Annotated in this window: 18 protein-coding genes; 9 read left to right on the top strand and 9 right to left on the bottom strand. The window is 72.7% G+C overall.

The annotated features are described in order from the left end of the window. Positions 1-195 precede the first annotated feature (195 nt). Together ACFWEP_RS12835 and ACFWEP_RS12830 are read left to right on the top strand one after the other, a co-directional pair. On the top strand, positions 196-3,801 hold the full coding sequence (locus tag ACFWEP_RS12835) for a trypsin-like peptidase domain-containing protein (RefSeq protein WP_387369341.1): 3,606 nt from the start codon (positions 196-198) through the stop codon (positions 3,799-3,801). Between the two features lie 38 nt (positions 3,802-3,839). Then, positions 3,840-4,802, top strand: a complete 963-nt coding sequence (locus ACFWEP_RS12830; protein WP_387369339.1) for a bifunctional riboflavin kinase/FAD synthetase — start codon at positions 3,840-3,842, stop codon at positions 4,800-4,802. A 146-nt stretch (positions 4,803-4,948) separates the two neighbouring features. Here the strand turns inward: ACFWEP_RS12830 and ACFWEP_RS12825 are convergent, their stop codons facing one another. The 9 genes from ACFWEP_RS12825 to eccE all read right to left on the bottom strand — a co-directional run bounded on the left by ACFWEP_RS12825 (position 4,949) and on the right by eccE (position 16,940). Further along, on the bottom strand, positions 4,949-5,986 hold the full coding sequence (locus tag ACFWEP_RS12825) for an oligopeptide/dipeptide ABC transporter ATP-binding protein (protein ID WP_387369337.1): 1,038 nt from the start codon (positions 5,984-5,986) through the stop codon (positions 4,949-4,951). Next, a complete protein-coding gene (locus ACFWEP_RS12820) occupies positions 5,983-7,236 on the bottom strand; it encodes an ABC transporter ATP-binding protein (RefSeq protein ID WP_387369335.1) in 1,254 nt (417 codons plus the stop codon). The genes ACFWEP_RS12825 and ACFWEP_RS12820 overlap by 4 nt, the downstream gene beginning before the upstream one ends. Further along, positions 7,125-8,048 (bottom strand): ABC transporter permease, encoded by a 924-nt coding sequence (locus tag ACFWEP_RS12815; RefSeq protein WP_387369333.1) that lies wholly within the window; start codon positions 8,046-8,048, stop codon positions 7,125-7,127. The genes ACFWEP_RS12820 and ACFWEP_RS12815 overlap by 112 nt, the downstream gene beginning before the upstream one ends. Further along, the gene (locus tag ACFWEP_RS12810) at positions 8,045-9,136 is read right to left on the bottom strand and encodes an ABC transporter permease (RefSeq protein WP_387369331.1); all 1,092 of its coding nucleotides are present in this window, start codon (positions 9,134-9,136) and stop codon (positions 8,045-8,047) included. Before ACFWEP_RS12810 ends, ACFWEP_RS12815 begins: the two co-directional genes overlap by 4 nt. A gap of 3 nt (positions 9,137-9,139) precedes the next feature. Next, entirely contained in the window at positions 9,140-11,008 is a 1,869-nt protein-coding gene (locus ACFWEP_RS12805) for an ABC transporter substrate-binding protein (protein WP_387369329.1), read from the bottom strand. A 198-nt stretch (positions 11,009-11,206) separates the two neighbouring features. After that, a complete protein-coding gene (locus ACFWEP_RS12800) occupies positions 11,207-14,239 on the bottom strand; it encodes an SCO5717 family growth-regulating ATPase (RefSeq protein WP_387369327.1) in 3,033 nt (1,010 codons plus the stop codon). 333 nt (positions 14,240-14,572) lie between these two features. Next, positions 14,573-14,806 carry a DUF397 domain-containing protein gene (locus ACFWEP_RS12795; RefSeq protein ID WP_387369325.1) on the bottom strand — a complete coding sequence of 78 codons (234 nt, stop codon included), beginning with the start codon at positions 14,804-14,806 and terminating at the stop codon, positions 14,573-14,575. 83 nt (positions 14,807-14,889) lie between these two features. Next, the gene (locus ACFWEP_RS12790) at positions 14,890-15,585 is read right to left on the bottom strand and encodes a hypothetical protein (protein ID WP_387369343.1); all 696 of its coding nucleotides are present in this window, start codon (positions 15,583-15,585) and stop codon (positions 14,890-14,892) included. Positions 15,586-15,593: 8 nt separating this feature from the next. After that, positions 15,594-16,940 (bottom strand): type VII secretion protein EccE, encoded by a 1,347-nt coding sequence (gene eccE / locus ACFWEP_RS12785; protein WP_387369323.1) that lies wholly within the window; start codon positions 16,938-16,940, stop codon positions 15,594-15,596. A 183-nt stretch (positions 16,941-17,123) separates the two neighbouring features. Between eccE and eccB the strand changes: the two genes are divergently transcribed. The 7 genes from eccB (at position 17,124) to ACFWEP_RS12750 (ending at position 24,453) form a co-directional block, all read left to right on the top strand. Then, complete coding sequence (gene eccB, locus ACFWEP_RS12780; protein WP_387369321.1) at positions 17,124-18,653, top strand: type VII secretion protein EccB; 1,530 nt, start codon at positions 17,124-17,126, stop codon at positions 18,651-18,653. Positions 18,654-18,671: 18 nt separating this feature from the next. Next, positions 18,672-19,940, top strand: a complete 1,269-nt coding sequence (gene mycP, locus ACFWEP_RS12775; protein ID WP_387369319.1) for a type VII secretion-associated serine protease mycosin — start codon at positions 18,672-18,674, stop codon at positions 19,938-19,940. 237 nt (positions 19,941-20,177) lie between these two features. Continuing rightward, positions 20,178-20,618, top strand: a complete 441-nt coding sequence (locus ACFWEP_RS12770; protein ID WP_387369317.1) for a hypothetical protein — start codon at positions 20,178-20,180, stop codon at positions 20,616-20,618. Then, positions 20,615-22,291 carry a hypothetical protein gene (locus ACFWEP_RS12765; protein ID WP_387369315.1) on the top strand — a complete coding sequence of 559 codons (1,677 nt, stop codon included), beginning with the start codon at positions 20,615-20,617 and terminating at the stop codon, positions 22,289-22,291. The genes ACFWEP_RS12770 and ACFWEP_RS12765 overlap by 4 nt, the downstream gene beginning before the upstream one ends. 25 nt (positions 22,292-22,316) lie before the next feature. Continuing rightward, on the top strand, positions 22,317-23,612 hold the full coding sequence (locus ACFWEP_RS12760) for a S8 family serine peptidase (protein ID WP_387369313.1): 1,296 nt from the start codon (positions 22,317-22,319) through the stop codon (positions 23,610-23,612). A gap of 122 nt (positions 23,613-23,734) precedes the next feature. Then, entirely contained in the window at positions 23,735-24,094 is a 360-nt protein-coding gene (locus tag ACFWEP_RS12755; protein WP_328719083.1) for a WXG100 family type VII secretion target, read from the top strand. A gap of 62 nt (positions 24,095-24,156) precedes the next feature. Further along, positions 24,157-24,453: a WXG100 family type VII secretion target gene (locus tag ACFWEP_RS12750; RefSeq protein ID WP_328719082.1), complete on the top strand. Its 297-nt coding sequence runs from the start codon at positions 24,157-24,159 to the stop codon at positions 24,451-24,453. Positions 24,454-24,525 lie beyond the last annotated feature (72 nt).

Below are 24,525 nucleotides of genomic sequence, written 5' to 3'. Positions count from 1 at the left end.
CCGGACGGGAGACAGGCCGCTGTCGTGGAGCAGGCCCCCCGGATCTCCACGAACCCCCTCCGCCGAGCACTCTGTCCATGGGGGCCCCCGAACTCACCCCAATGGACGGGCGCTCGGAGTGAAACAGGGGCGTGAAGGGGCGCATTCACCCGTTCTGGCCTATCGGCCCGCCTCCGCCCGCCTACCTTCTGAACCATGGGTAGCGGGGACCGTACGACGCTGGTGAGGATCTGCGACCAGGCCGGCCGGCCCCGGGGCACCGGATTCCTGGCCGACGACCGGGGCACCGTGGTGACCAGCCACCAGGTCCTCGACGGCATTCTCGCGGGAGGGGCGCTTTTCCTGCGGGGGCCGGGGCCGGACGGCGTCACCCGGCCGGTGAGCCCCGACGACATCCTCCCGCTGCCCGCTCTCGGCCTGGCGCTGCTGCACACCGCGGACACCGCCGCGCTCGGCCTGGAACCCCTGCCCATCGCGGCGCCCGAACGCGCGGAGCCGGGGGCGTACGTCCACATCGCCGCGCACGGCATCCGTCAGGCCCGTGTTCTCGGCACCACCCCGGCCACCTACACCACCCGGGACGGCCACGGGCACCAGGTGGCCACCGCGCTGGAACTCGCCGTCGGCACGGACGGCCGCGACGCGCTGCGCTCCGGCGGCGCCGCGATCGGCGGACCCGTCACCGACCCGCGTACCGGAGCCGTCCTCGGCGTGCTCTGCCCGGCGCTGTGTGCCGGGCACGAGGCGGCGGGGCTCGCCGTGCTGCTGCACCCGGGCGACGGAGGCCCGCTCGACGAGCTCCTGGAACGGAACGCCCTCACCGTCCCCGGCCACGGCCCCGATCTCAACCTGGCGGGCGCCCTCCGGCTCACCGCCGCCACCGCGGGCTCGGCCGGCTCCGCCGAGCGGGGCCCGTACCCACCCCCCGTCGCACGCGAGGACGTCGCCGCGGAGCTCGACGCCTTCGGCAGCGGTACGGCGACCGTCCTCGGCCTCGTCGGCGCCTCCGGCACCGGGCGTACCACGGAACTCGCCTCCCTCGCCGCCCGCCGCGCGGAGACGGACGTCCGCGCGCCCACCCTGTGGCTGCGCGGCGCCGATCTGCTGGCCGGCGACCTGTCGGTGGCCGACGCCGTCGCCCGGACCCTGGAGCGGTCCGCCCACGTCGCGGGCGCGGCGGGGGGCCCGGCGGCCCCTCAGGAGACGGCCGGAGCCACCCCCGAGCGGATCGCCGCCCTCGCAGCCCGGGCCGGGCGCCCCTTGCTCGTCCTGCTGGACGGGCCCGAGGAGATGCCGCCCGCCCTCGCCCGCAGGCTCGCCGGATGGACCTCCGCCACCGCGGGCTGGCTCCGCGCGCACGAGGTCCGCATGGTGGTCGCCTGCCGTCCCGAGCACTGGGAGACGGCCGGGGCACTCCATCCGCCGGGAGTCCTGCACCACCCCGCGCGCCCCACCGCCGGGCTGCCGCCCTGTCTGCTGCTGACCGATCTCGACCGGGCCCGGGCGGCCCTGGCCAGGGAGCGGTACGGCATCGCGGACGGAGCCGTCGCGGCGGGCCACGACCGCCACCCGCTGACCCTGCGGCTCCTCTCCGAGGTCCGCGCGGTGCTGCCGCCCGACGTGCCGGGCAGCCCGGACACCGACGACGTCTTCGCCGCCCACCTCGACCTGACCTGCGCCCGGGTGGCCGCGCGGATCGCGGGGCCCGCCGATCCGCCCATGGGCGGCACCGCCGTACGCAGGCTCGCCGCACGGGTGGCCGGCCAGGTGCACGAGGCGGCCCGCCGGTGTCTGGGGCCCGGCGAGGGGGAGCTGGACCCGGCCGCCTTCGAGGAGCTCTTCCCCCGGCGTACCGGCTGGGCCTCGGCCGTCCTGGCCGAGGGCGTCCTCGTGCCGGCCGGCGGGGGTTACCGCTTCGCACACGAGGAGGTCGGCGACTGGGTGCAAGGAGCCCACCTCGACCTGGACGCGGCCCTCGGCTTCCTGGTGCACCGCTGGCACGCCGACGACGGTGCGGCCGGGAGCCCGGAGCCCTCGCAGCACCTGCCCGTGCCCCGCCACCGCATCGGGCCGGTCGTCCAGGCGCTGCTGCTGGCCGGACGGCGCCACGGCGACGCCGCGCTCGCGCACCGGATGGCCGACCTGATCGAGGCGCTGGACCACCTCGGCGCCCGTGCACGGGAGGGCGGCCCGTCGCGTCCCGGCCACGAGGACGCCGCGTGGTGGGCCGCCCGCCTGCTGCGCGAGACCCTGCTCAAGGTCGCCGACGCCCGCGCGTACGCCGGGGTGCTGCGCGTGCTCGCCGGGCGGATCACCCGGGCCGCCGCCTCGGACGGGTCCGTACGGGGCGGGGCGTACGCCGCGTTCGACCCCTGGTTCTGGCTGCGGCTGAGGCTGCCCGTGGAGGACCGCACCGATCTGCTGCGGATGCTGATGCCCGCCGACGGGGCTCCGGGACGCGACGGACAGGAGAGTTTTCTCGACTCGGCGGACCGCCTGCTGACGGCCGAGCCGGCAGTGGTGCGGCGGCTGCTGTGCGACTGGTTCACCGACGATCGCCCGCTCCGCGCCGACGGGTCCGACGAACGCGCGGACGGCCCGCCGGACGACCGGCGGCCCACGGTCGCCACCGCCGCGCAGACCCTGCTGTACGCGCGCCGCGCACTCGCCCCGGACGACCTCACCGAGGCGCTGGTGGACACCCCGCACCCCTGCGCCGCGGAACTCCTCCTCGCCCTCGCCGAGGACGAGCCCGCCACCCTGAGCCGCGCGGTCGCACGCTGGGCCCGCGACGACGAGCGGCCCGAGCGCCGCGCCGCCGCCGCGCGGTACGCGGGCGTCGTCCTCGGCCGGGCCGACGCAGCCGAGGACCGGGCGCTGCTGCGGGCCGCCGCCCTCGCCCTGCTGGGGCGGACGGAGGACGCCCCGCTGCACGGCCCGGCGCTCGCCCTGCTCGTCCGCGACCCGCAGACGCGGGACCGGTGGCTGCCCCAGGCCCTGCGGGCCTACGCCGAGGGCGCACCGGGCCTGCCGACCGCCCTGGTGGCCGAGGCGCTGCCGTCCTCCCCCCAGCCCGTGCTGACCGCCCTCCGCGACCGGCTGTCCCGGCCGGGGGAGGAGGCGGGCAGGGCGCTCGCCGAGCTGGCCGCCCTGGATCTCCCGGCGCTCTCGCTGCACACCGCCGGACTCGTCCGCACCTACGTCCAGCACTCCGGGGACGGCGGGGGCTCGGCCGGCGCACGGGTCGCCGCCCTGGTGGACCAGCGGCTGGAACAGGGCGCCGCGGCCCGCGCGCTGCTGCTCCCGCTGGTCGCCTCGCTGCTCCGGGACCCGCCCGCGCCCGCTCCGGTCCGCGCCGCGCTGGTCCGGACACTCGCCTCGGGAGGGAGCCCGGCGTCCCGGCCCGCCCGGGCCGAGCTGCTGGAGACGCTGATGGAGTACGAGCAGACCGCCGGACGCGATCCGGACGTGCTGCACGCCCTGCTCCGGACCGCCGCCACGGGCTCCGCGCGGCGCCCGGAGGCCCGTACCCGCGCGCTGGTGCACCGGACCGGGACGCTCCTCGCCCGGTCGGCGGAGGGGGCCGGCCGCTTCGACCGGGAGCTGGTCGAACTCGCGTCCGAGGTGCCAGGATTCGCCCCGATGGTCTGCCGGTGGCTGGCCGCCGCTCCCGAGGAGTGGGCGGCGGTCGTGGGACCCGGCGCCCGGGCGGCCCTGGAAAGCCTGACGGAGTCCCGGCGCACGATGAAGGTGCCGATGCAGTCGGCCGGGCACGAGCATGGCAGTCTTAGACCTGCGTAACCCCATACACATGCAGGTTCGGGCGAGGAGCGGTCACGGTGCAGTGCTGGCGCGGCTTGGAGGACATCCCCGAGGACTGGGGACGCAGCGTCGTCACCATCGGGTCCTACGACGGGGTGCACCGAGGACACCAGCTGATCATCGGCCGGGCCGTGGAACGCGCCCGCGAACTGGGTGTGCCGTCCGTCGTGGTGACTTTCGACCCGCACCCCAGCGAGGTCGTCCGCCCGGGCAGCCACCCGCCGTTGCTCGCGCCGCACCTGCGCCGCGCGGAGCTGATGGCGGAGCTGGGCGTCGACGCGCTGCTCATCCTGCCGTTCACCCTGGAGTTCTCGAAGCTGGCGCCGGACGACTTCATCGTGAAGGTGCTGGTCGACCGGCTGCACGCGCGGACCGTCATCGAGGGCCCGAACTTCCGGTTCGGTCACAAGGCGGCCGGCAACGTCCAACTCCTCGCCGAACTCGGCGCCACCTACGACTACACGGTCGAGGTCATCGACCTGTTCGTCAGCGGAGAGGCGGGCGGCGGACTGCCCTTCTCCTCGACGCTGACCCGCCGGCTGATCGCCGAGGGCGACGTCCGGGGTGCCGCCGAGATCCTGGGCCGGCCGCACCGGGTCGAGGGCGTCGTGGTGCGCGGCGCGCAGCGCGGCCGGGACCTCGGCTTCCCCACCGCCAACGTCGAGACGGTCCCGCACAGCGCGATCCCCGCCGACGGCGTCTACGCGGGCTGGCTCGACGTCGGCGGCGAGTGCATGCCCGCCGCGATCTCGGTCGGCACCAACCCTCAGTTCGACGGTGTCGAGCGGACCGTGGAGGCGTACGCCATCGGCCGGATCGGCCTGGACCTGTACGGCATGCACGCGGCGGTGGACTTCCTCGCCTACGTGCGCGGGATGCTGAAGTTCGACTCCGTCGACGACCTGCTGGTGGCGATGGCCGCCGACGTCGAGCGGTGCACCGAACTGATCGCCGCGTACGAGGCCGAGCGCGGCGCCTGACCGCGCCGCGCCCGGCGCCTTGGGCCGTGTGTCGAAAGTCCCGCCTGTCCTGCGACGCCCCACCCTCCGCCTCGCGATCGCACGCATCGGACGCCGCAGGACCCGCCCTCCGGGCGGACGGCGCCACTTTCGACACACGGCCTGACCTACGCCGGAGCCGGAGCCGGTTCCTCCCCGGCGGTCGCGTGCGCCCAGTGGCAGGCGACCTGCCCGGCGCCCGAGCCGTGGAGGACGGGCAGATCCTCATGTCGGCAGGCGTCCGCCACTCCGGCCCGTTCGGCCTCGCCCGAGGCGAACACCTGGCAGCGGACGTGGAACCGGCATCCCCCGGGCACGTTGGAGGGGTCCGGCGCCTCGCCGGACAGTACCACCGGCTCGCCCGGCGCCTCCGGCAGCACCGACAGCAGCGCCTTGGTGTAGGGATGCCGCGGGTCCGTCAGGATCTGCTCGACCGGCCCGGTCTCCACGATCCGCCCCAGGTACATCACCGCCACCCGGTCGGCGATGTTCCACGCGAGCCCCAGATCGTGGGTCACGATCAGTGCGGAGAGGCCGAGTTCGTCCCTCAGCCGCAGCAGCAGCGCGAGGATCTCCCCGCGCACCGAGGCGTCCAGGGACGCCACGGGCTCATCGGCCACCAGGAGTTCGGGCTCCAGCACCAACGCCCCCGCGATCACGACGCGCTGACGCTGTCCGCCCGACAGTTCGTGCGGGTAGCGCAGGAAGAACCGTTCCGGGGGCCGCAGTCCGGCCCGGGAGAGCGCCCCGGCCACCGCGGCGGTCTCGTCGCCCCGGTGGCCGTGGATGCGCAGCCCCTCCGCCACCGCGTCGTACACCGTGTGGCGGGGGTTGAGGGAGCCGCTGGGGTCCTGGAGCACCAGCTGGGCGCGCTTGCGGTACGCCTTCATGGCCCGACCGGAAGGGTCCAGCGGCCGTCCTTCGAAGGTGATCCGGCCCGAGGTCGGCGCCACCAGGCCCAGCAGCGACCTGGCGAGTGTCGTCTTGCCGCACCCGGACTCGCCGACCAGGGCCACGATCTCGCCCGGCAGGATGTCGAGCGTCACTCCGTCCACGGCCCGCGCGGGCGCGGCCCCCCGGCGGCCGGGGAAGGTGACCTCCAGCGCCTCGGCGCTCAGCAGGGGTGCGGTCGTCGTGTGGGTGGACGTCGCCGGGGTGGTCGTCATGGGGTGCTCCTCGCTTCCTCTGCTCCTGGTTCGCTCGCGCCCGTGGTCGTACCGGTGTCCGTGGCGGACGCTTCGTCGACGACCGGCGCCTGCGCGACCGGTGCCTCCGCGGTGCGCGTGACGGCCGCCGGCGTCGCCGGTCCCACCAGGACGCACGCCGCGCGGCGGCCCGGTCCGGCGTCCCGCAGCCACTGGTCCTCCTCGGCGCAGGTGTCCAGCGCCGCCGAACACCGCGGGTGGAAGGCACAGCCGGAGGGCAGCGCCGCCGGGTCCGGCGGATCGCCGGGCAGCCCGCGCGGGGCGTGTCGCGAGGCGGGGTCGCCGATGCGCGGGAAGGCGGCGGAGAGCGCCGCTCCGTACGGGTGGCGGGCGTGCCGGTACACCTCCTGGGCCGGGCCCTCCTCCACGACCCGGCCCGCGTACATCACGGCGAGCCGGTCGCAGGTGTCGGAGAGCACCGCCAGGTCGTGGCTGATCATGACGAGCCCGAGATCCTGGTCGGCGACGAGTCGCTCGATCAGCCGGAGGATCTGGGCCTGGATCATCACGTCGAGCGCGGTGGTCGGTTCGTCCGCGACGATCAGCCGGGGGTCGCAGGCGAGGGCCATGGCGATCATGACCCGCTGCCGCTGGCCGCCGGAGAGCTCGTGCGGGTAGGCGGCGGCCCGGGCCGCCGGCAGCCCCACCTGCTCCAGCAGCTCACCGGCGCGGGTGCGGGCGGCTGCCGGGGTCGCCCGGTGGTGCAGCAGGATCGGTTCGGCGATCTGGTCGCCGACCCGGTGCACCGCGTTGAGGGAGTGCATCGCCCCCTGGAAGACGATGGACGCGCCTGCCCAGCGGACCGCCCGCAGCCGGCCCCACTTCATCGTCAGGACGTCCTCACCGTCCAGCAGGATCTCGCCGCTCAGGGTGGCCGAGGCGGGCAGCAGTCGCAGCAGCGCGAGCGCCAGCGTCGACTTCCCGCAGCCGGACTCCCCGGCGATGCCGAGCTTCTGTCCGGCCTCGACCCGCAGGTCCACACCGCGCACGGCGGGGACGGCCAGCGGCCCGGAGCCGTAGGTGACACGGAGGTCGCGCACCTCCAGCAGGGGCCGGCCGGTCTCGGTGGCTGTCATGCTGGTCCGTTCCTCGGGGGTGCTCAACGCTCCACCCCCAGCTTGGGGTTGAGCACGGACTCGATGGTCCGGCCGCACAGGGTGAAGGCGAGCGCGACGACCGCGATGGCGAGTCCGGGCGGGGCGAGGTACCACCAGTCGCCCGAGCTGACGGCCCCCGCCTCCCGGGCGTCCTGGAGCAGACCGCCCCAGGAGACGATCGTCGGGTCACCGAGCCCCAGGAAGGCGAGGGTCGCCTCGGTGAGGATCGCGGTCGAGATCGCCAGGGTCGCCTGGGCGAGGACCATCGGCATCACGTTGGGGAGCACGTGACGGCTCATGACGTGGCCGTGTCCGCCGCCCAGCGCCCGGGAGCGCTCGATGTACGGACGGGACTCCACCGACAGGGTCTGGGCGCGCACCAGCCGGGCGGTGGTCGGCCAGGTGGTCACGCCGATCGCCAGCACCGTCGTCCACAGCGAGCGGGAGAGCACGGTGGCCAGGGCGATGGCGAGCACCAGGGTAGGCATCACCAGGAACCAGTCGGTGACCCGCATGGCCACCGCCCCGTACCAGCCCTTGAAGTGGCCGGCGGTGACGCCCACCAGGGTGCCGATGGCGACCGAGAGGAAGGCCGCGAGCAGCCCCACCGTCAGCGAGACCCGGGCGCCCCAGAGCAGCAGCGCCAGCAGGTTCCGGCCGAACTGGTCGGTACCGAGCGGGAATTGGGCGCTCGGCGACTCCATCGGTCCGCCGGGGGCTTCGGTGACGCTCTTCGATTCGGCCCCCGCCAGCAGCGGCGCGGCCAGCGCCAGCACGGCGATGACCACCAGTACGGCGAGGCCCACCATTCCGGCCCGGTGCGTACGGTACTGCGCCCAGAAGCGGGCCGCGGCCCGCCGCCTGCGGGTCCACGCCAGCGAGCGCGGGCTGCTGCCCGGGCCCAGCACGTCCGTCGAGGTCGTCATCGGCCCACCCGGGGATCGAAGAGCGGATAGAGCACGTCGGCGAGCGTGTTCATCAGGATCACCGCTGCCGCGAAGACGAAGAACAGCGCCTGCACCAACGGCAGGTCGGGCACGCTCAGTGCCTGGTAGAAGAGGCCGCCGAGGCCCGGCCAGGAGAACACGGTCTCCACCAGGATGGCGCCGGCGACCGTGTTGCCGAGGTTGACGAAGAGCAGCGTCACCGTCGGCAGCATCGCGTTCGGTACCGCGTGCTTCCGGCGGACCTGGTCGTCCCGCAGCCCCTTGGCGCGGGCCGTCGTCAGATAGTCGCTGCCCATCTCGTCCAGCAGCGAGGACCGCATCACCAGCAGCGTGCGGGCGTACTCCACCGCCACCAGCGTGAGGACCGGCAGCACCAGGTGATGGGCGACGTCCAGGACGTAGCCGAAGCCGGACGAGTCGCCGGACTCCATGCCGCCGGTCGGGAAGAGCCCGGGGATCGGGCCGATACCGACCGAGAGCGTGACGATCAGCAGCAGTCCGAGCCAGAACGACGGCACGGAGTAGAGCGTCAGCGCGAACGCGGTGTGGAAGCGGTCCCCGAAGGAGCCGTTGCGCCAGGCGGAGCGGGAGCCCAGCCAGATGCCGATCACGGTGTAGATCACGAACGCGGTGCCGGTGAGCAGCAGCGTCGCGGGCAGCGCCTCGGAGATCTTGTCGACGACCGGGGCGCGGAACTGGTACGAGGTGCCGAAGTCGCCGGTCAGCGCGTTGCCGCAGTACTGCGTGAACTGCTGCCAGAGCGGCAGGTCGAGCCCGAACTCCCGGCGCATGGCGACGATCTGCTCGGTGGTCACCTGGCGGCCGCCGGTCATCTGCTTGACCGGGTCGCCGGGGATCAGCCGGAAGAGGAAGAAGCTGGTGACGAGGACGGCGAACAGCGAGACGGCCGCGCCGGCCAGCTTGCCCGCCACGTAGCGGAGGTAGGCGGTGGTGGATCGGGCGTGCGGAGAGCGGACCGCCGGCCCGGCCTGGGCCGGACCGGCGGTTCCCGCACCCTCCACGCCCGCCGGGCCGAAGCCCGGCAGGGGAGTGCTGTCAGTGCTCATCGGTTACTCCCGGTCCTCCGCGGTGGAACGGCGGCGGCGGGCGAACAGCAGTCCGCCGGCGGCCAGGACGACGACGGCGATGCCGACGCCGACGAGCACTCCGGTGGAGTTGCCCGAGTCCGAGGAACCGCTCGCCGAGGCGGCCGGAACGGCGGACCACCAGCTCCAGTAGCCGTCCTGGCCGTAGATGTTGCCGGCGTCCGAGGGCATGGTGGTGATGGAGGCGATCTGGTCGGTGCGGTAGGCCTCCACGGCGTTCGGGTAGGCCATGACGTTCATGTACCCGGTGTCGTACAGCCGCGACTGCATGTCCTTGACGAGCGTCGCGCGGGCGGCGGGGTCGTACTCGGCCAGCTGCTTCGCGTAGAGGCCGTCGAACTGCGGATCGCAGATGAAGTTGTCCGTGGCGGCCGTTTCCTTGGCCTTGGCGGGCAGTGCGCCACAGGTGTGGATGGAGAGGACGAAGTCCGGGTCCGGGTTGACCGACCAGCCGTCGAAGGCGAGGTCGTACTCACCGGCGTACCAGGGGTCCGAGACGTTGTCGAGGCAGTCGACCTTCAGCCCGACGCCGAGGTCGCCCCACCACTCCTGGAGGTACTTGCCCACCGCCTTGTCGTTCGGGTCGGTCGCGTGGCACAGGATGCGCAGGTCCAGCGGCTTGCCGTCCTTGCCCACCCGCTTGCCGTCGCTGTTCTTCTCGTACCCGGCTTGGTCGAGCAGCGAGGCGGCGCGGGCGGGGTCGTAGCCCAGCTGCTGCCCGGCGGCGGGCTGCCACTGGTACGCGGAGAAGCGCGGCGGGATGTATCCCGCGCCCTCCACCGCGTGGCCCTGGAAGACCTTGTCGATGATGGTCTTCCGGTCGACGGCGAGGAAGAGCGCCTGACGGACCTTCTGGTCGAGCAGCGCCGGGTTGCCGTCGCCGAACTTCTGACCGTCCTTGGTGCGCGCGCCCGGGTTGGTGGCCAGGGCGTAGAAGCGGCGGCCGGGGCCCTCGTTCACCTTGATGTCCGGGGCGTTCTTGAGCGAGGCCGCCTGGGCGGGCGTCAGGCTCGGGCTGCCGGCGACGAAGGAGACCTCGCCCTTGCGCAGCGCGGCGACGGCGGCGTCCTGGTCCTTGTAGTACCGGAACACGATCTCGTCGAACTTGGGTGAGCCGCGCCAGAAGTCCTTGTTGGCCTTGAGCTTGACGTAGCTGTCGACCTTGTAGTCCGTGAGGACGAACGGCCCGTTGCCGACGATGGGGAACTTCGTGTCGTTGTTGAACTTCGAGAAGTCGGTGACGTCCTTCCACACGTGCTCGGGGACGATCGGCACGTCGAGCGCGGCCATCGTCGCCTGCGGCTTCTTCAGCTTGACGACGAGCTTGTCCGGGCTGGGCGCGGTCACCGTGTCGAAGTTGGTGACGAAGGAGCCGTTGGCGGTGGCCGCGCCCTCGTCCTTCATCATCGTGTTGAAGGTCCAGGCGGCGTCGTCGGCCGTGACCTTCTCGCCGTCGGACCACTTCGCGTCGGACCGTATGGTGTACGTCCACGTCAGCTTGTCCGGGGACGGTTCCCAGGCGGTGGCGAGACCCGGGACGGCGTGGCTGTCCTTGGGGTCATAGTTCGTCAGGTAGTCGTACATGAGCCGCAGGACGCTGGTGCTCAGCAGCCGTTGGGCCAGAAACGGACTCAGGGAGTCCACGCTCTGCGCGACCGCGACCGTGAGGGTCGTCTTCCCGTCGTCGGCCTGAGCGGGGGAGGCGGCGAGCGGAGCGGGGGCGCCCGGTACGAGCGATCCGGCGGCGAGCGCCAGCGCGGCGGCACCCGAAGCCGTGAGGAGGCGCAGACGATGGCCTGGCCGGGCGGAGCGGACGGGACTTCTTGTGACCATGGGACGTCGACCTCGCGTCATGACTCGCTGGTGGGGCGGCGGGTAGAGCAGTGGTTCGCCAACTGGTGATGGAGAGGTCTATCAGCGGCGGCCAACTGGAGTCAACGGTCGGCGAAACGGCGTGTGGGCTGCGGGAATACGCAAAAGGCCCGCACCGTCGCAACGGTGCGGGCCCTCATTGGTGTAGACCACTTTGCGTCAACTGCGGGGCGGCGCGGGCGGCTGCTGCTGCCACCCCGGCGCGGGCCACGGGCCCTCGGGGCCGGGCGGGCCCGGCCTCTCGGGCTGTCCTGGCTGGCCAGCCTGCCCGTCCTGGCCGGGCCGCATTCCGTACGGCTGAGCCGGCGGAGGCGGCCCCTGCTGCCAGCCGTTGCCGGGCTGCGGGGGGTAGGACTGCGGCGGGTACGGCTGCTGGGGCGGCTGCTGTCCCCCGTACGGCTGCTGCCCGCCGTACGGCGACTGGGGCGGCTGCTGTCCCCCGTACGGCTGCTGCGGATACGGCTGTTGGGGGTGCGCCTGCGGCGGGTACTGCTGGTGCCCGGGCATCGGTGGCGCGTACTGCGGCGGCGGGTTCTGGCCGTCCGCGGTCCACAGGCCCTGCTGCTGCTGGGCGCGGGCGAAGTCCTCGGCGACGAGCGCCGAGAGGTGGAAATACGCCTCGCGGGTCTTCGGCCGCATCATGTCGAGATCGACCTCCGCGCCCGCCGCCAGGTGTTCGTCGAACGGGACGACCACGACACCCCGGCACCGCGTCTGGAAGTGCTGGACGATGTCGTCCACCTTGATCATCTTGCCGGTCTCGCGGACCCCGGAGATGACCGTCAGGGAGCGCTGCACCAGGTCGGCGTATCCGTGCGCGGAGAGCCAGTCCAGCGTGGTGGACGCGCTGGACGCGCCGTCCACCGACGGCGTCGAGATGATGATCAGCTGGTCCGCCAGATCGAGCACCCCGCGCATCGCGCTGTAGAGCAGCCCGGTACCCGAGTCGGTGAGGATGATCGGGTACTGCTTGCCCAGCACCTCGATCGCCCGGCGGTAGTCCTCGTCGTTGAAGGTCGTGGAGACCGCCGGGTCCACGTCGTTGGCGATGATCTCCAGCCCGGAGGGCGCCTGCGAGGTGAAGCGGCGGATGTCCATGTACGAGTTGAGGTACGGGATCGCCTGGACCAGGTCGCGGATGGTCGCCCCGGTCTCCCGGCGCACCCGGCGGCCGAGCGTCCCGGCGTCCGGGTTGGCGTCGATGGCGAGGATCTTGTCCTGCCGCTCGGTGGCCAGCGTCGAACCCAGCGCGGTGGTCGTCGTGGTCTTGCCGACACCGCCCTTGAGGCTGATCACGGCGATGCGGTAGCAGGAGAGCACCGGCGTCCGGATCAGTTCCAGCTTGCGCAGCCGGTCGGCCTCCTCCTTCTTGCCGCCCAGTTTGAAACGGTTGGCGGGGGAGGGGTTCCGGCTGCTCTTCGCCTTCTGCTTCCCCCGCACCAGCCGGTCCGAGGAGAGCTCGACGGCGGCGGTGTACCCGAGCGGAGCGCCCGGCACCGAGCGCTCACGCTGGTCGTGCGTGACCGGGGTGGGCCAGGCGCCGCTGGTCCGTGGATCGACGGGCTGCTGCGCGGGTCCCTGCCGCGGCGGCTGCGGGGCGGGGGCGGCCTGCGCGGGGAACGGGGTGCGCTCCTGAGGGGGCTGCGGCGGCTGCGGGAGTTGCTGGGGCGGACCCTGCTGGGGTGCCTGGCCCTGCTGAGGCAGGTAGGCCTGGGGCGTGTACGCCTGGTGGGGCTGCGGAGGGCCCTGCGGGTAGCCGTAGCCGACCGGTGCGCCGGACGCCTGAGGCGGCAGAGGAGCGGGCGGCAGAGGTGCGGGCGGCTGGGGGGCCGGGGGCTGCGGGGTCAGGGGCTGCGGGGTCAGGGGCGGCTGGGGGAACCCGTAGCCGGCCTGCTGCGGCACCTGCGGGGGCAGCGAGCCGCCCTGGGGCGGGTACGGCGGGTACTGCTGCTGCGGGAAGCCGTAACCGCCCTGCCCGTACGGCCCGTTGGGCTCGGGGATCCGCGGCGGCTGCGGAGCAGGCGGCTGGGGCGCCTGCGGGAAGCCGTAGCCTCCGTCCGGCCGGTCGGGAGAGGCGGGCCACTGAGGTGCCGATTCCGGGGTGCCGGGCTGCGGCCCGGCCGGGTGGAAGGCGGGCGGCAGCGGGGGCAGCGCGTTCGGCGCCTGGACGGCCGGGAGGGCGGGGGACCAGGGCACCGGGGCGGCCTGGTCCACCGGGTGCGGCGGTTCGGGCGCGAGGGGCTCGCCCGCGGCCGGGGCGGCGGTGTCCCACGGAGTGGCCGACTCGTCCGCCGAGGCCGAAGTGGCCGGAGGGTCCGGGGTGTTCGCGGCCTCCGGGGCGGACGCGCCCGTGGGTGCGAGGCCGGAGGGGGTGGCGTCGGAGGGGACGACGCCGCTGGGGCGCTCGTCGGAGGCGGCGGTGGCCTCCGCGCCGGAGGCGTCCGCCCGGGCGGTGTCGTCCGGACCGGCCGTCTCGTCCGCACCGGCCGTGTCGTCCTGGGCGGGTGCGTCGGAGGCCGCGGTGCCGGTGGCCTCGGCGGCCCTTTCCTCGGTCCCGGCCGCGGGAGCGTTCCCGTACGAGCCCGGGGCGGAGTCGCCGTCGGGGGCGGGGGCAGGGGCAGGGGCGGGCGGAAGTGCGGGCGGCGCGTCCGTATCCGTACCGGAAGCGGCAGCGGCGGCCGCGGCGTCGCGGGCCGCGAACTCCCGCTTCAGCGCCGCCGCGGAGAAGCGCATCGTGGCACCGCTCTCCACGTCACCGCCCCCGGACGGCTGCGAGGCGATTCCGCCGCCCGCCGTGGACTCCGGCGGGACCGGGGCCGAGGGTGACGGTGCGGACGGGCCGGGCGCGAAGGACCCGGGCGTGAACGGCCCGGGCGTGAACGGCGCGACGGGCGGGCCCTGTTCGGGGATCGCGGGCTGCACGGGCGGCGTGGGAGCCGCAGCCGTCCAGGCACGCTCGAACCCGCCCTGGGACGGCAGTCCCGGCACCGGGAGCGGCGACCCGCTCGGGGGCGGCGGAGTGGGAGGGGTGCCGGAGCCGCCCGAGGAGTCGCCCGCGGCGTTCTGCGTGTACCAGGCGGGCGGGGTGTAGTCGATGGTGAACTCACCCGTCAGCTCGGCGGGATCCGCGTCGGACGACTCGTCGCCGGGCGTGTTCCATCCCTCGCGCATCTCGTCCCGATCGCTGTTCACTGTGCCTCCTGGTGTGGTCGAGCACCCGCGTGCCGCGGTGGGCAGGTACGACCGTCTCCCCGTTGTCCGATACGCCCGGCTCTCCCTCCGGGCCGCGCGCCGCACACCCGAAGGTACCGCGACACGCCCACACCCCACCCTAAGGGCCATCGGGCCCCCTACGTCAGGCCGAACCCGGGACAGTGGACGGTCCGTTCCGTCACATCCGCCCGCACCGGGCCCGGTCGCCCCCCGCGCGCACCAAGGCGACGGCCACGACGTTCCCTCCGACGGGCGGACGCGCGAACGGGGCAGCGGCCCGGCCGGACCACCGCCCCGCGCACTGCGCGACCGCTACTTGAGGTCGAACTCCCCGTCACGGGCGCCGAGTACGAAGGCCCGCCACTCCGCCTCGGTGTAGCGCAGCACCGTCTCGGGGTCCAGCGAGGAACGCATCGCGACCGCGCCCGCGGGCAGATGCGCGATCTCGACCCGCTCCTCCTCGGCCTCGGTGCCGGGGGCGCTCAGCCACACGGCGTCCGTGATGTCGAGCGCGTAGAGCTCGTCCTTCTCCTGCTGGGTGCCCATTGCGGCGCCCCTTTCGATCGAACGGTGACGTGGGACTCCATCGTCCACGGTACGCACCCGCCGCGGGGCGGAACCGGACGGATTCAGTCCATCCTGCGGGCCGTCCCCAACAGTCCGGTCTCCGCGTCCGTCGCGCTCGTCATCACCCAGTGGTGCTCACGGCCCGAGACCCAGAGGGTGACCCCGTCCGCCAGTGTCGGCAGCGCTTCGCTCTCGACGCGGGAGAGTCCGAGGATGCGGCCGATCTGGTCCGCCTCGGCGGGGGAGACCCGCTGCACGCCCACCAGCGACGAGGACCGCATCAACCGCGGGGCCACCGGGCTCAGATAGGGGAGCAGCGTCAGCACGGACTGCCACGGCGAGGAGACGACCCGGCCGCGGGGAGGCCGCATCCCGCAGTCCCGTACGACGACCACCGGACTGCCCACCGTTGCACCCGTGGGGGGCACCCGGCCCACCTCGTGCAGGGAGACGCACTCCAGGCCGGCACCCGCCGCCTGCGCCATCGCGGTCCACGCCTGCGTACGGCCCGTCTCCACCGCCACCCGCGCACCCGTGCCCGCCGCGCGCAGCGCCAGCACCTGAGCGGTCCACAGACCGCCGATGAGCAGCACGTCGTACGGGGCCGGGCGGTGGAACCCGATGATCTGCGGGCGGTTCTCCGCGTCGTTGCCGATCACCACACCGTCGTCGCCGACCGGCAGCGACAGCGCGCCCAGATGGTCCGCCGCGATGGTGTGGCCCGCGTGGCGCGGACCCCGCAGCCCGTGCCGCGACATGATCCGGCTCACTGCGCGCCTCCCAGCGGAAGAGTGGCGAGTACACCGGGCAGCTGTTCGCGGTCCAGCCGTACGAGACCGACCTTGGCCACCCGGGCCGCCTGCACCAACGTCCTGCGCACGCTCACCAGTTCCGTGTCGGAACCGCCGGTGATCCGGACGTGCCCGGCCACCGACACCGCCCCCTGGTGCGCGCCGCGCCGCACGGTGAGGCTGAACGTCGTGGCGTACGCCGGTACCGAGGTCAGCAGCGCCACCAGTTTGGGCAGCGGTGTCGCGCCCCGGCCCAGCTCGGGCCAGCGGTCGACGGCGTACGTCGTGTGCCACCGGTCGTCGCACCGCCACACCCGTGACGTTTCCTTCGTCCGGCGTTGCGCCGCCGCTTCCTGGCGCACCGCACGTGCCGACTGGATCGGGTTCGCGCAGGCCGACGTGGCCACGGCCGCGTTCAGCTCCTCCTGGTCGAGGACCGTCGCCCTGAACCCGGCCCCGGTGATCCGGCTCGCCACATGGTCCGCCATCCGCACCAGACACCGCTGGGCACCGGCGACCCCGCCCCCGCGCGCCTCCACCGCCTCCCGGCAGAGTTCCGGGTCGAGCTTCACCGCCACCCACGTCATCCGCAGCGCCGGAGCCCCGGTCTGCTCCTGCAGAGGGGCGTACGAGAGCCGGGCCACCGACCGCGCCGGGAGGTGCGGCGCCGGGGCGCAGCGGACCTGCTGCACCAACTGCGCGGACTCCAGCACGATGTCGTCCACCTCGAGAGCCTCGCCGAGCAGCGTCAGTGGAAGCGCCCGGGCGCCGAACGCCGGACGGAGCGCCTCACCGCTCGCCTCGACCCGCACCACGGCGGTGAGGAAGGTGCCGTCACCGAGCATCCCGACCGTACGGCGCTCCCGGTCGATGTAGACGAAGGGGGCGAAACCCGGCACGTTCTCCGCGATCGGAGCCAATGAGGCCTCCGCGTCGGGCTGGTGACTCACCGGCATCCGCTGCCGGGTCCGCAACGCGAACGCCGTCGACAGCCAGTCCTGCAGAGCGGTACCGCGCCGCCGGATGACCGCGATCACCACCAGAATCCCGGCGACCACCATGCCGGGAACCATCCACATCCCGCCGAGCGCGGCTCCCACCGCCGCCGCGCCCAACGCCACCTCGACCAGCACCAGCTGCCGCAGCAGCGGACTGACCCGGCTGGTCCGCGAGGCCGACCGCAGCACCGCGGAGGGGGGCGCGGTGGAGCCGGGAGAGGCCGCGGGTCCGGTCCCGGGCCGCCGGCCGCGGCGTTGCCGCCGGGAAGTGCCGGACGCGTCCGCGGTCCCCCGGCCCGTACGCTCGCGCGTCGCAGTGCCCATCGCCGTGTTGCCCCCTCGTGTCCCTATTCAGCTTTTTCCCTATGCCTGTTGACCGGGCGATCACCCTACCTGAGGGGTGTCCGCGCACCGTCAACAGGCATAGTAGGGGCGCCGGTGCGACAACTGAATCCGCAAACGGATGTGGTTATCTGGTCGCCCGTCGGGGAGAAGGGGCAGCGGATCATGGCATCAAGGCGGGACGAACTCAACGCCTACACCTTTGCGAAGCGGAGGTTGATCGCACAGTTCGTGCAACCCCACCCGAGCGGTTCCGAGGAGGGTGCGCCGCGCCCGCTGCGCGCGGTGGTCCCCGGGACCGTCGTCGGCGTCGTGATCCTCGCGGTCTTCGGCGCCTGGGGCCTGTTCAAGCCCGTGGCGCCCACCGGGTGGGACACCCCCAACGAGAACGTCATCATCGCCAGCGAGTCGACGACGCGTTACGTCGTCCTCAAGACCAACGGCAAGACCCAGCTCCACCCGGTCCTCAACATGTCCTCCGCGAAACTGCTGCTCGACCCGGACAAGGGCAAGGTCATCAACGTCGCCGAGTCCGAACTCGACAGCGGCAAGATCCCGCACGGCGCGACCCTCGGCATCCCCTACGCTCCCGACCGCCTGCCCGACGGCGGCGACGCCGGCGCCGCCAAACGCTGGGCCGTCTGCGAGCGCCCCGGCGAGGGCGGCCGGGCGATCCAGAAGGCCGCCTTCGTCTTCGCCGAGCGCGAGGAGAAGAAGACCGAAGGCACCCAGCGGCTCACCGCCGGAGAGCTGATGTACGTCGAAGGCCAGGACGGCGTCCGCCACGTCGTGGACGCCGAGGGCCGCGCGTACACCGTCGACAAGGCGGACGAACTCCTGCTGCGCACCCTCGTCGGCGAGCGCCGCACCCCGCAGCGGGTCTCCTCGGCCTGGCTGGCGACCCTGCACACCGGTGACCCCATCACCTTCCCCATCGTCCCCGGTACGGCCGGCGAGGACGCCGGGGTGGGCGGCGACCTGGACCCCGCGCTCGACAAAGTCGGCATGGTCCTCGAAGCGACCTCGGGCACCTCGACCCGGAAGTACGTGGTCCTCCAGGGCCGGGTGGCGCCCATCTCCGAGTTCACCGCCAAGCTGCTCCTGAGCAGTCGCGACCTCATCGGCCTCGGCCAGGCGGGCACCGCGAAGGCGGTCAGCGCCGCAGCCATCGCGCCGGGCCCGTCCTTCGGTGACGACAAGAAATGGCCGCAGGACGCCCCTCGCGCCGTCAACTCCGCGAGCACCACGAGCGGCAGCCGCAACACCGTGTGCAGCGTGCTGCGCGGGGTGAACGGCGACACCGGAGCCACCACCCTCTCCACCTGGGCCGGCACCGGTTTCCCCGCCACCCTGCCCACCGGCTCCAGCAGTGCCTACGTCACCCCCGGCTCGGGTCAGCTCTTCCGCCAGTTCAAGGGATCGGACACCTCCACCGGGTACCTCTTCCTGGTCACCGACACCGGGCTGCGGTACGCGATGCAGTCCAACGGCGACAGCGCCGGCGGCGACTCGGGGATCGGTGAATCCGGCTCCGCCAAGGAGAAGGCCGAGCGACTGGCCGAGGCGCAGCAGGCCCAGACCCGGCTCGGGTACGGGAAGATCGACCCGGCCCCCGTCCCCGCCGCCTGGTCCGAGTTCCTGCCGACCGGCCCCCGACTGTCGACCGCGGCTGCCCGTCAGCCGCAGGGCTCCTGAGAAGGGCGGCGGACAGCGATGACCCTCTCGAACTCCTGCGCACACGCACACCCCCTGAAGCGGCGTCTGCTGACGGTCGCCGCGGCGACCGCGGTCGCCCTGGTCTCCGTACCGGTCGTTCCCGCCGCCGCCGACGACGTCACCCAGTGCACCTTCCCCTCCAAGCCGTACGCGGGACGCCCCTGGTCGCTCCAGCGCGTCCTGCTCGACCAGCTCTGGAGCCGCTCCACCGGGAAAGACGTCCGGGTCGCGGTGATCGACACCGGGGTCGACACGGTGAACCCGCAGCTGAAGAAGGCCGTCGACGCCTCGGCGGGGATCAACCTGATGGCCAAGGGCATCAAGGACGAGAACGGCGACCCCCTCCCGCGCGGCAAGGAGAACGGCACGACGGACACCGTCGGCCACGGCACCCGGGTCGCCGGCATCATCGCCGCCAGGGAGGCGAAGGACACCGGCTTCGTGGGCCTCGCCCCCGACGCCACGATCATCCCGATCCAGCAGAACGACGCGCAGGGACACGGCACGGCGAAGAGCCTCGCCGCCGCCATCGTCTACGCCGTCGACACCGCCCACGCCGACGTCATCAACATCTCCCAGGACACGGCCAACGCGGTGGAACCCGAAGCCGCGCTCCAGGAGGCCGTCGACCACGCGCTCGCCGCGGAGGTCGTCGTGGTCGCCTCGGCCGGCAACGACGGACTCGAAGCGACCGACAAGAGGACCTACCCCGCTTCGTACCCGGGGGTGCTGGCGGTGGCCGCCTCGGACCGCAACAACGAACGAGCCGGCTTCTCCCAGCCCGGTCCCTGGGTGGGCGTCGCGGCCCCCGGCGTGGACATGATCTCCACCGTCCCCGCAGGAGGGCACTGCGCCGACAACGGCACCAGTTTCTCGGCTCCTTACGTGGCGGGAGTCGCCGCCCTGATCAAATCCAGGCACCCGGAGTGGGAGCAGGAGGAGATCGTCGCCCAGATCGAGCAGACCGCCGAACGCTCCGTCGCGGGGCACGACCGCCTGGTCGGCTGGGGAGTCGTCGATCCGGTACGCGCCCTGACCGAGGACGACAAGCCGGTCAAGGAGCCGACCGCAAGCGAGGGGGTGAGTTCGGCCGAGGCTCCCACCCCGGCCGAACTCACCTTGGGGGAGACGGCCGAGGAGCGCGATGCCCGCCTCGCCACGTACGTCGTGGTGGGCGCGCTGGTGCTGGTCGCCTCGATAGCGGGGGTCGCCGTGGCGCTGCGCGACGCGCGCCGGCGCAGGTTCTCCGGGGCCGGGGGCGCATGAGCCTCGTACCGCTTGCTCGCCCATCACCGTTCGCACGGTGGGTGGTTGGCAAGAAGACGCCCGGTCGGCCCCGTTCTGACAAGTGTCCATCTGTAAGTCACATGACTGACAACACAGTTGGCCCCTCAGAGCCCTGTGGATAGAGTATGGGGTGCGTGATGACCGTGGGGTGTCCCGGTGCGATCGCAACGCAAGACGGTTTGTGCAAACGAGAACAACGGGGGAAAGGCAGTCACCGTGCTCGCAGACGACGGAGGAAGCTCCAGCGGCGGAACGGCCGACCTTGAACATGGCGTCGGCGCGCTGGAGCGGTTCAAGAAGAGAGTGGACGTACTCCTGGCCGACCTCGAGAGCTCGGCGGCGGGCCGCACCAAGATCGGGGCCCACGAACTCTCGCGTACTTCGTTCAGCGGCCCGAACGCGGGCTTCCACGAGGCGGACGCCCTCTACTCCCAGTACACCCGCGTCCACGAGTCGCTCACCTCGCTCTCCAAGACGCTCGGCGACCAGATCGAATACCTCAGCCTCGGTGTGCACGCCGCCGCCGTCGGCATGGACAACACCGAGGACGAGGTGCGGCGCCGGTTCTACGTGGTCAAGGGGCGCCTCGACAAGGAGCACGAGCACAAGGCGAACAACCAGGACACCACGGTCGACTCAGGGTGGGCAGCCGAATGACCGACACTCAGCCGGAGCTGACCCCGGCCGAACAGCAGGACTACGACCAGGACAGGGTCACGTCCCAGATCGTCGTCACGGACGTCACCGAACGGGTCCGCGAGGTGGCCGGCTCCTTCTTCGGTGGCTCGGGCCGCCCGGCAGGCCGCACCTCCTTCGAATGCCACGACCTCAACGCGATGATCGACCTGGTCGAGAACTCCAACCCGGCCGACCTGGAGGCCGCCGGACAGGCGCTCTACAAGGCGCGGGACGCGATCAAGGAAGCGGCGAAGGAACTGGGCGACCACATCGCCGTCGTGGACTGGAAGGGCGAGGCCAACATCGCCTTCCGTGACTGGGGAGCGGGCCTGGTGGCCCACGCGACCCGGCTCAGTGAGTTCGCGGACTCCGCCGCCACCCAGATCACCGTCGCCGGTACCGGACTTGCCTCGGTCAAGAGTTCCCTGCCCCCACGCGACAGCCGGGCGGTCCGCAAGGACCCCAAGGACATCCCCGCCCCGGAGCGCATCGACAGCAATCCGGAGTACGCGGCTGCCGTCAGGGTCGAGGAACACCGGCAGGAGGCCATCAACCAGGCGAACCGGCTGGCCTCCTACTACTCCGTCACCTCGGAGGTGCTGGCCACGCAGGAGGCGCCCCGGTTCGACATGCAGCTGTCGGTGGACATGCCGCGCCCGGTGGGTGACGTCTCCGGGCGTAAGTCTGGCGGTACCTCCGGAGGGACGGAGAGCGGCCTTCCCGGGCACTCCACAGGTAGTAGCGGGACGGTGAGGTCGGTGACCGGCGAGGTGAGCGGCCCGCAGGCGCACCACACCGCGGACGGGCTCGGCACCTCGACCAAGCCGGTCCTCGACACCGATACGCGCACCGAGATCGACAGCGTCACCGCGCCCTCGACACTCCCGCCCACGACCCAGGGGCCGTCGTCCGCGCCGCCCACCGCCACGGGCGGGTCCTCGGGGCCGGGCAGCACGCTGTTCCCATCGACCGGCCCGCTCGGCGGCGGGGTGCGGGGCGGCAGTGCGAAGCCGGCTTCCGGCACCGCCGGCACCGCGAAGGGCTCCGCACGGACCGGGCTTCCGGGCGGAAGCAACTCGACGACCCAGCGGACGGCAACCGGTAACTCGGGCCGCTCGACCGGAGGTTCCCAGGTCGGGCGTTCCGGCAGCACCGGAGGCACGTCGTCGGCCTCCGGCCGGTCCGGTGTGAGCGGCGGCCGTCCGGTGGCCGGGCAGAGCGGTTCCGGTACCGGATCCGCTTCCCGGGCGGCCGGGCGAGGCGGAATCACGGGTGGATCGCCCCAGCAGAAGCCCTCCGCCTCCCGCGCCTCGGGTGGGCGCGGCACGGTGATCGGCGGCCAGAGCAGCGGGCAGGGCGGTGCGCCCGCCAGGGGTGCCGGCCAGCGCGGAGTCATCGGCAACGGCTCCTCCGCGGGCCGCCCGACCGGCCGGGGAACCGCGGGTTCGAACGGTGTCGTGGGCACTCCGCGAGGCCGCTCGGGCGGCAAGGGCTTCACCTCGGGCGGTGCGGGTCTGGTACGTCCCGGAGGTCGGCAGGAACGCGAGGAAGAGGAAGAGAACAACGCGTCGACGCGGCCCGACTACCTGACGGAAGACGAAGAGACCTGGACGGCAGGACGGCCCGAGGCCGCACCACCGGTGATCGAGTAGGCACGTGGAAGGTTCGGAAGTCAGGATGACCGCAGAAATGAGCCCTGCCCCGACGCGCCGCAGATCCCGGGGCGCGCGCCGCCGACTGGTCGGCGCGCTCGCCGCGACCGCCGCGTGGAGTGCCTGCTTCGCCGGGCTGGCTCCGTCCGCCGTGGCTCAGGACGTGCAGGCAGAGCAGTGGTACCTCGACGCCATGCAGGCCGAGGAGATGTGGAAGGTCTCCACGGGCAAGGGCATCACGGTCGCCGTCATCGACACCGGTGTGAATCCCGATACGCCGTCGCTGCGAGGCCAGGTACTCAAGGGCTGGGACGCCACCGAGGCGGACGGCGACGAGAACGACGACTACGACGGCCACGGCACGACCATGGCCGAACTCATCGCCGGGACGGGTGACGGGGGCGGCCTGAAGGGACTCGCCCCCGGCGCGAGGATAGTCCCGTACCGCATCGCCAATACGGAGTTTCAGAACCACCGGCACGTCAACGCCCACGACAGCGCGGACGCCATCCGAGCCGCTGCCGACAGCGACGCACGCATCATCAGCATGTCCTTTGCCAGCGAATTCCCGCTGGACGACGAGCGCGAAGCAGCGAAGTACGCCCTGTCGAAGGGCAAGTTGTTCTTCGCGGGCGTCGGCAACAACGCTGAAGAGGGCAACAAGGAGCAGTACCCGGCCGCCTACACGGAAGTAGTGGGGGTTTCCGCCGCGTCCAGCGACGGCAAGGTGGCCGAGTTTTCGCAGAACGGCGGCGTCGTCGACCTCGCCTCTCCTGGAATCGACATCCCGATCTGGTGCGACAGTTCCTTCAAGGACTACTGCGACACGGAGGGCGGAACCAGCCAGGCCACCGCCATCGCCTCCGCCTCCGCCGCCCTCGTCTGGTCCGCCCACCCCGACTGGACGGCGAACCAGGTGCTCCGGGTCCTCTTCGACACGGCCGCGCGGGACTGGCCCGACGACGAGACCAGCGCCTACCTCGGGCACGGTCTCATCCGCCCGTCGATGAACCTCCTCAAGCACAAGGGCGACCCCGGCGATCCGGCCATCAGCCCGCTCACCGGGAAGAGCACGAGCGCGTCGGGCTCGGGCTCCACCGCCTCGGCTGCCCCCTCGGGCTCCGCTTCCCCCTCCGCCTCTGCTTCAGCTTCGTCACAGCCGTCGCAAGGGAAATCCGGCGACGCCACGGTTGTGGCAGGCTCCAGCGAGTCCGAGGACAGCGGCAACAACCTCGGCCTGATCGCCTGCGGAGTGGTGGTCGTGGTCGTTCTCGGCGGGGGCGCCCTCTACTTCCTCCGCAGGCGCCGCAGCGCCGTCTGACCGTGTGACGGGCCGGAGCGGCGGCGGCCACGGCCGACGGCCGTGCGAGCGGCCGGCTCACCCATGAACTTCCGGCGAGAACCTGCCGGTCCGTAGAGAGAACCCGAAAGGAAACCAGGTCCATGGCAGATCAGAAGGTCACAGAACACAGTCTCCTTCAGCTGGAGAACGAACTCTCGACGCGTTTCGACTCCGTCAAGGGACAGCTGAAGACGCTCCAGGCGACGATCGACAGCCTGGAAGGCGCCTGGAAGGGCATCGGCGCCAACGCCTTCAACGACAAGCAGCGCCAGATCAACGACAGCATGGTGTCGATCGGCATCCGCCTGCAGAACTTCCAGGAGGCCATCAAGGCCGCCCGCACCATCTCCGGCAACACCGAGGACGAGGTCGGCGCCGCCCTCCGGGGTATCGACGTGGTGCCGGGTTACACGGGCGACTCGGGCGCTTCCGCGCCCACGTCGAGCCTCAACAGCTTCTGACCCCCGCGACTGCCCGCGCCGAGCGGCAGTCGTCTCGCAACCACCCCGAATCGGAGGACCACATGACGACCAACGACGGTACGACCGTTGTCACATATTCCAGCCTGGAAGGTGCCGCTGCTTCCATCGAGCGGCAGGGCAAGCAGCTCGACGAGGACCTCGCCGCGATCAAGCGCCGTGTCGCCTCCGTCGCCGAGCTGTGGCAGGGCGAGGCCAAGGGCGCGTACGACACCGCCCAGGCCGGGTGGGACAAGGACGCCCGGTCGGTCCACGACTCCCTGCTGCAGATCACCCGCGCCGTGCGCGAGGCCGCGTCCGCGTATCAGGCGGGCGACAAGAAGGCCGCGCAGAACTTCTAGTCTTTCTGCCCTGGGTATGACAGCGGCGGCTACGCAAGACAGGTGTGGGCACGCGCGGGAGGTGCCCACACG

Origin of the sequence: Streptomyces sp. NPDC060198 (genome assembly GCF_042728415.1) — a bacterium.
In the GTDB taxonomy this organism is placed as follows: domain Bacteria; phylum Actinomycetota; class Actinomycetes; order Streptomycetales; family Streptomycetaceae; genus Streptomyces.
This window is presented reverse-complemented; position numbering and strand designations above follow the sequence as displayed.

Coding starts and splice junctions, on each gene's coding strand:
- ACFWEP_RS12835 (WP_387369341.1), top strand. CDS start 196: ATGGGTAGCGGGGACCGTACGACGCTGGTGAGGATCTGCGACCAGGCC.
- ACFWEP_RS12825 (WP_387369337.1), bottom strand. CDS start 5,986: ATGACGACCACCCCGGCGACGTCCACCCACACGACGACCGCACCCCTG.
- ACFWEP_RS12815 (WP_387369333.1), bottom strand. CDS start 8,048: ATGACGACCTCGACGGACGTGCTGGGCCCGGGCAGCAGCCCGCGCTCG.
- ACFWEP_RS12810 (WP_387369331.1), bottom strand. CDS start 9,136: ATGAGCACTGACAGCACTCCCCTGCCGGGCTTCGGCCCGGCGGGCGTG.
- ACFWEP_RS12805 (WP_387369329.1), bottom strand. CDS start 11,008: ATGGTCACAAGAAGTCCCGTCCGCTCCGCCCGGCCAGGCCATCGTCTG.
- ACFWEP_RS12795 (WP_387369325.1), bottom strand. CDS start 14,806: ATGGGCACCCAGCAGGAGAAGGACGAGCTCTACGCGCTCGACATCACG.
- ACFWEP_RS12790 (WP_387369343.1), bottom strand. CDS start 15,585: ATGTCGCGGCACGGGCTGCGGGGTCCGCGCCACGCGGGCCACACCATC.
- eccE (WP_387369323.1), bottom strand. CDS start 16,940: ATGGGCACTGCGACGCGCGAGCGTACGGGCCGGGGGACCGCGGACGCG.
- eccB (WP_387369321.1), top strand. CDS start 17,124: ATGGCATCAAGGCGGGACGAACTCAACGCCTACACCTTTGCGAAGCGG.
- mycP (WP_387369319.1), top strand. CDS start 18,672: ATGACCCTCTCGAACTCCTGCGCACACGCACACCCCCTGAAGCGGCGT.
- ACFWEP_RS12765 (WP_387369315.1), top strand. CDS start 20,615: ATGACCGACACTCAGCCGGAGCTGACCCCGGCCGAACAGCAGGACTAC.
- ACFWEP_RS12760 (WP_387369313.1), top strand. CDS start 22,317: ATGACCGCAGAAATGAGCCCTGCCCCGACGCGCCGCAGATCCCGGGGC.
- ACFWEP_RS12755 (WP_328719083.1), top strand. CDS start 23,735: ATGGCAGATCAGAAGGTCACAGAACACAGTCTCCTTCAGCTGGAGAAC.
- ACFWEP_RS12750 (WP_328719082.1), top strand. CDS start 24,157: ATGACGACCAACGACGGTACGACCGTTGTCACATATTCCAGCCTGGAA.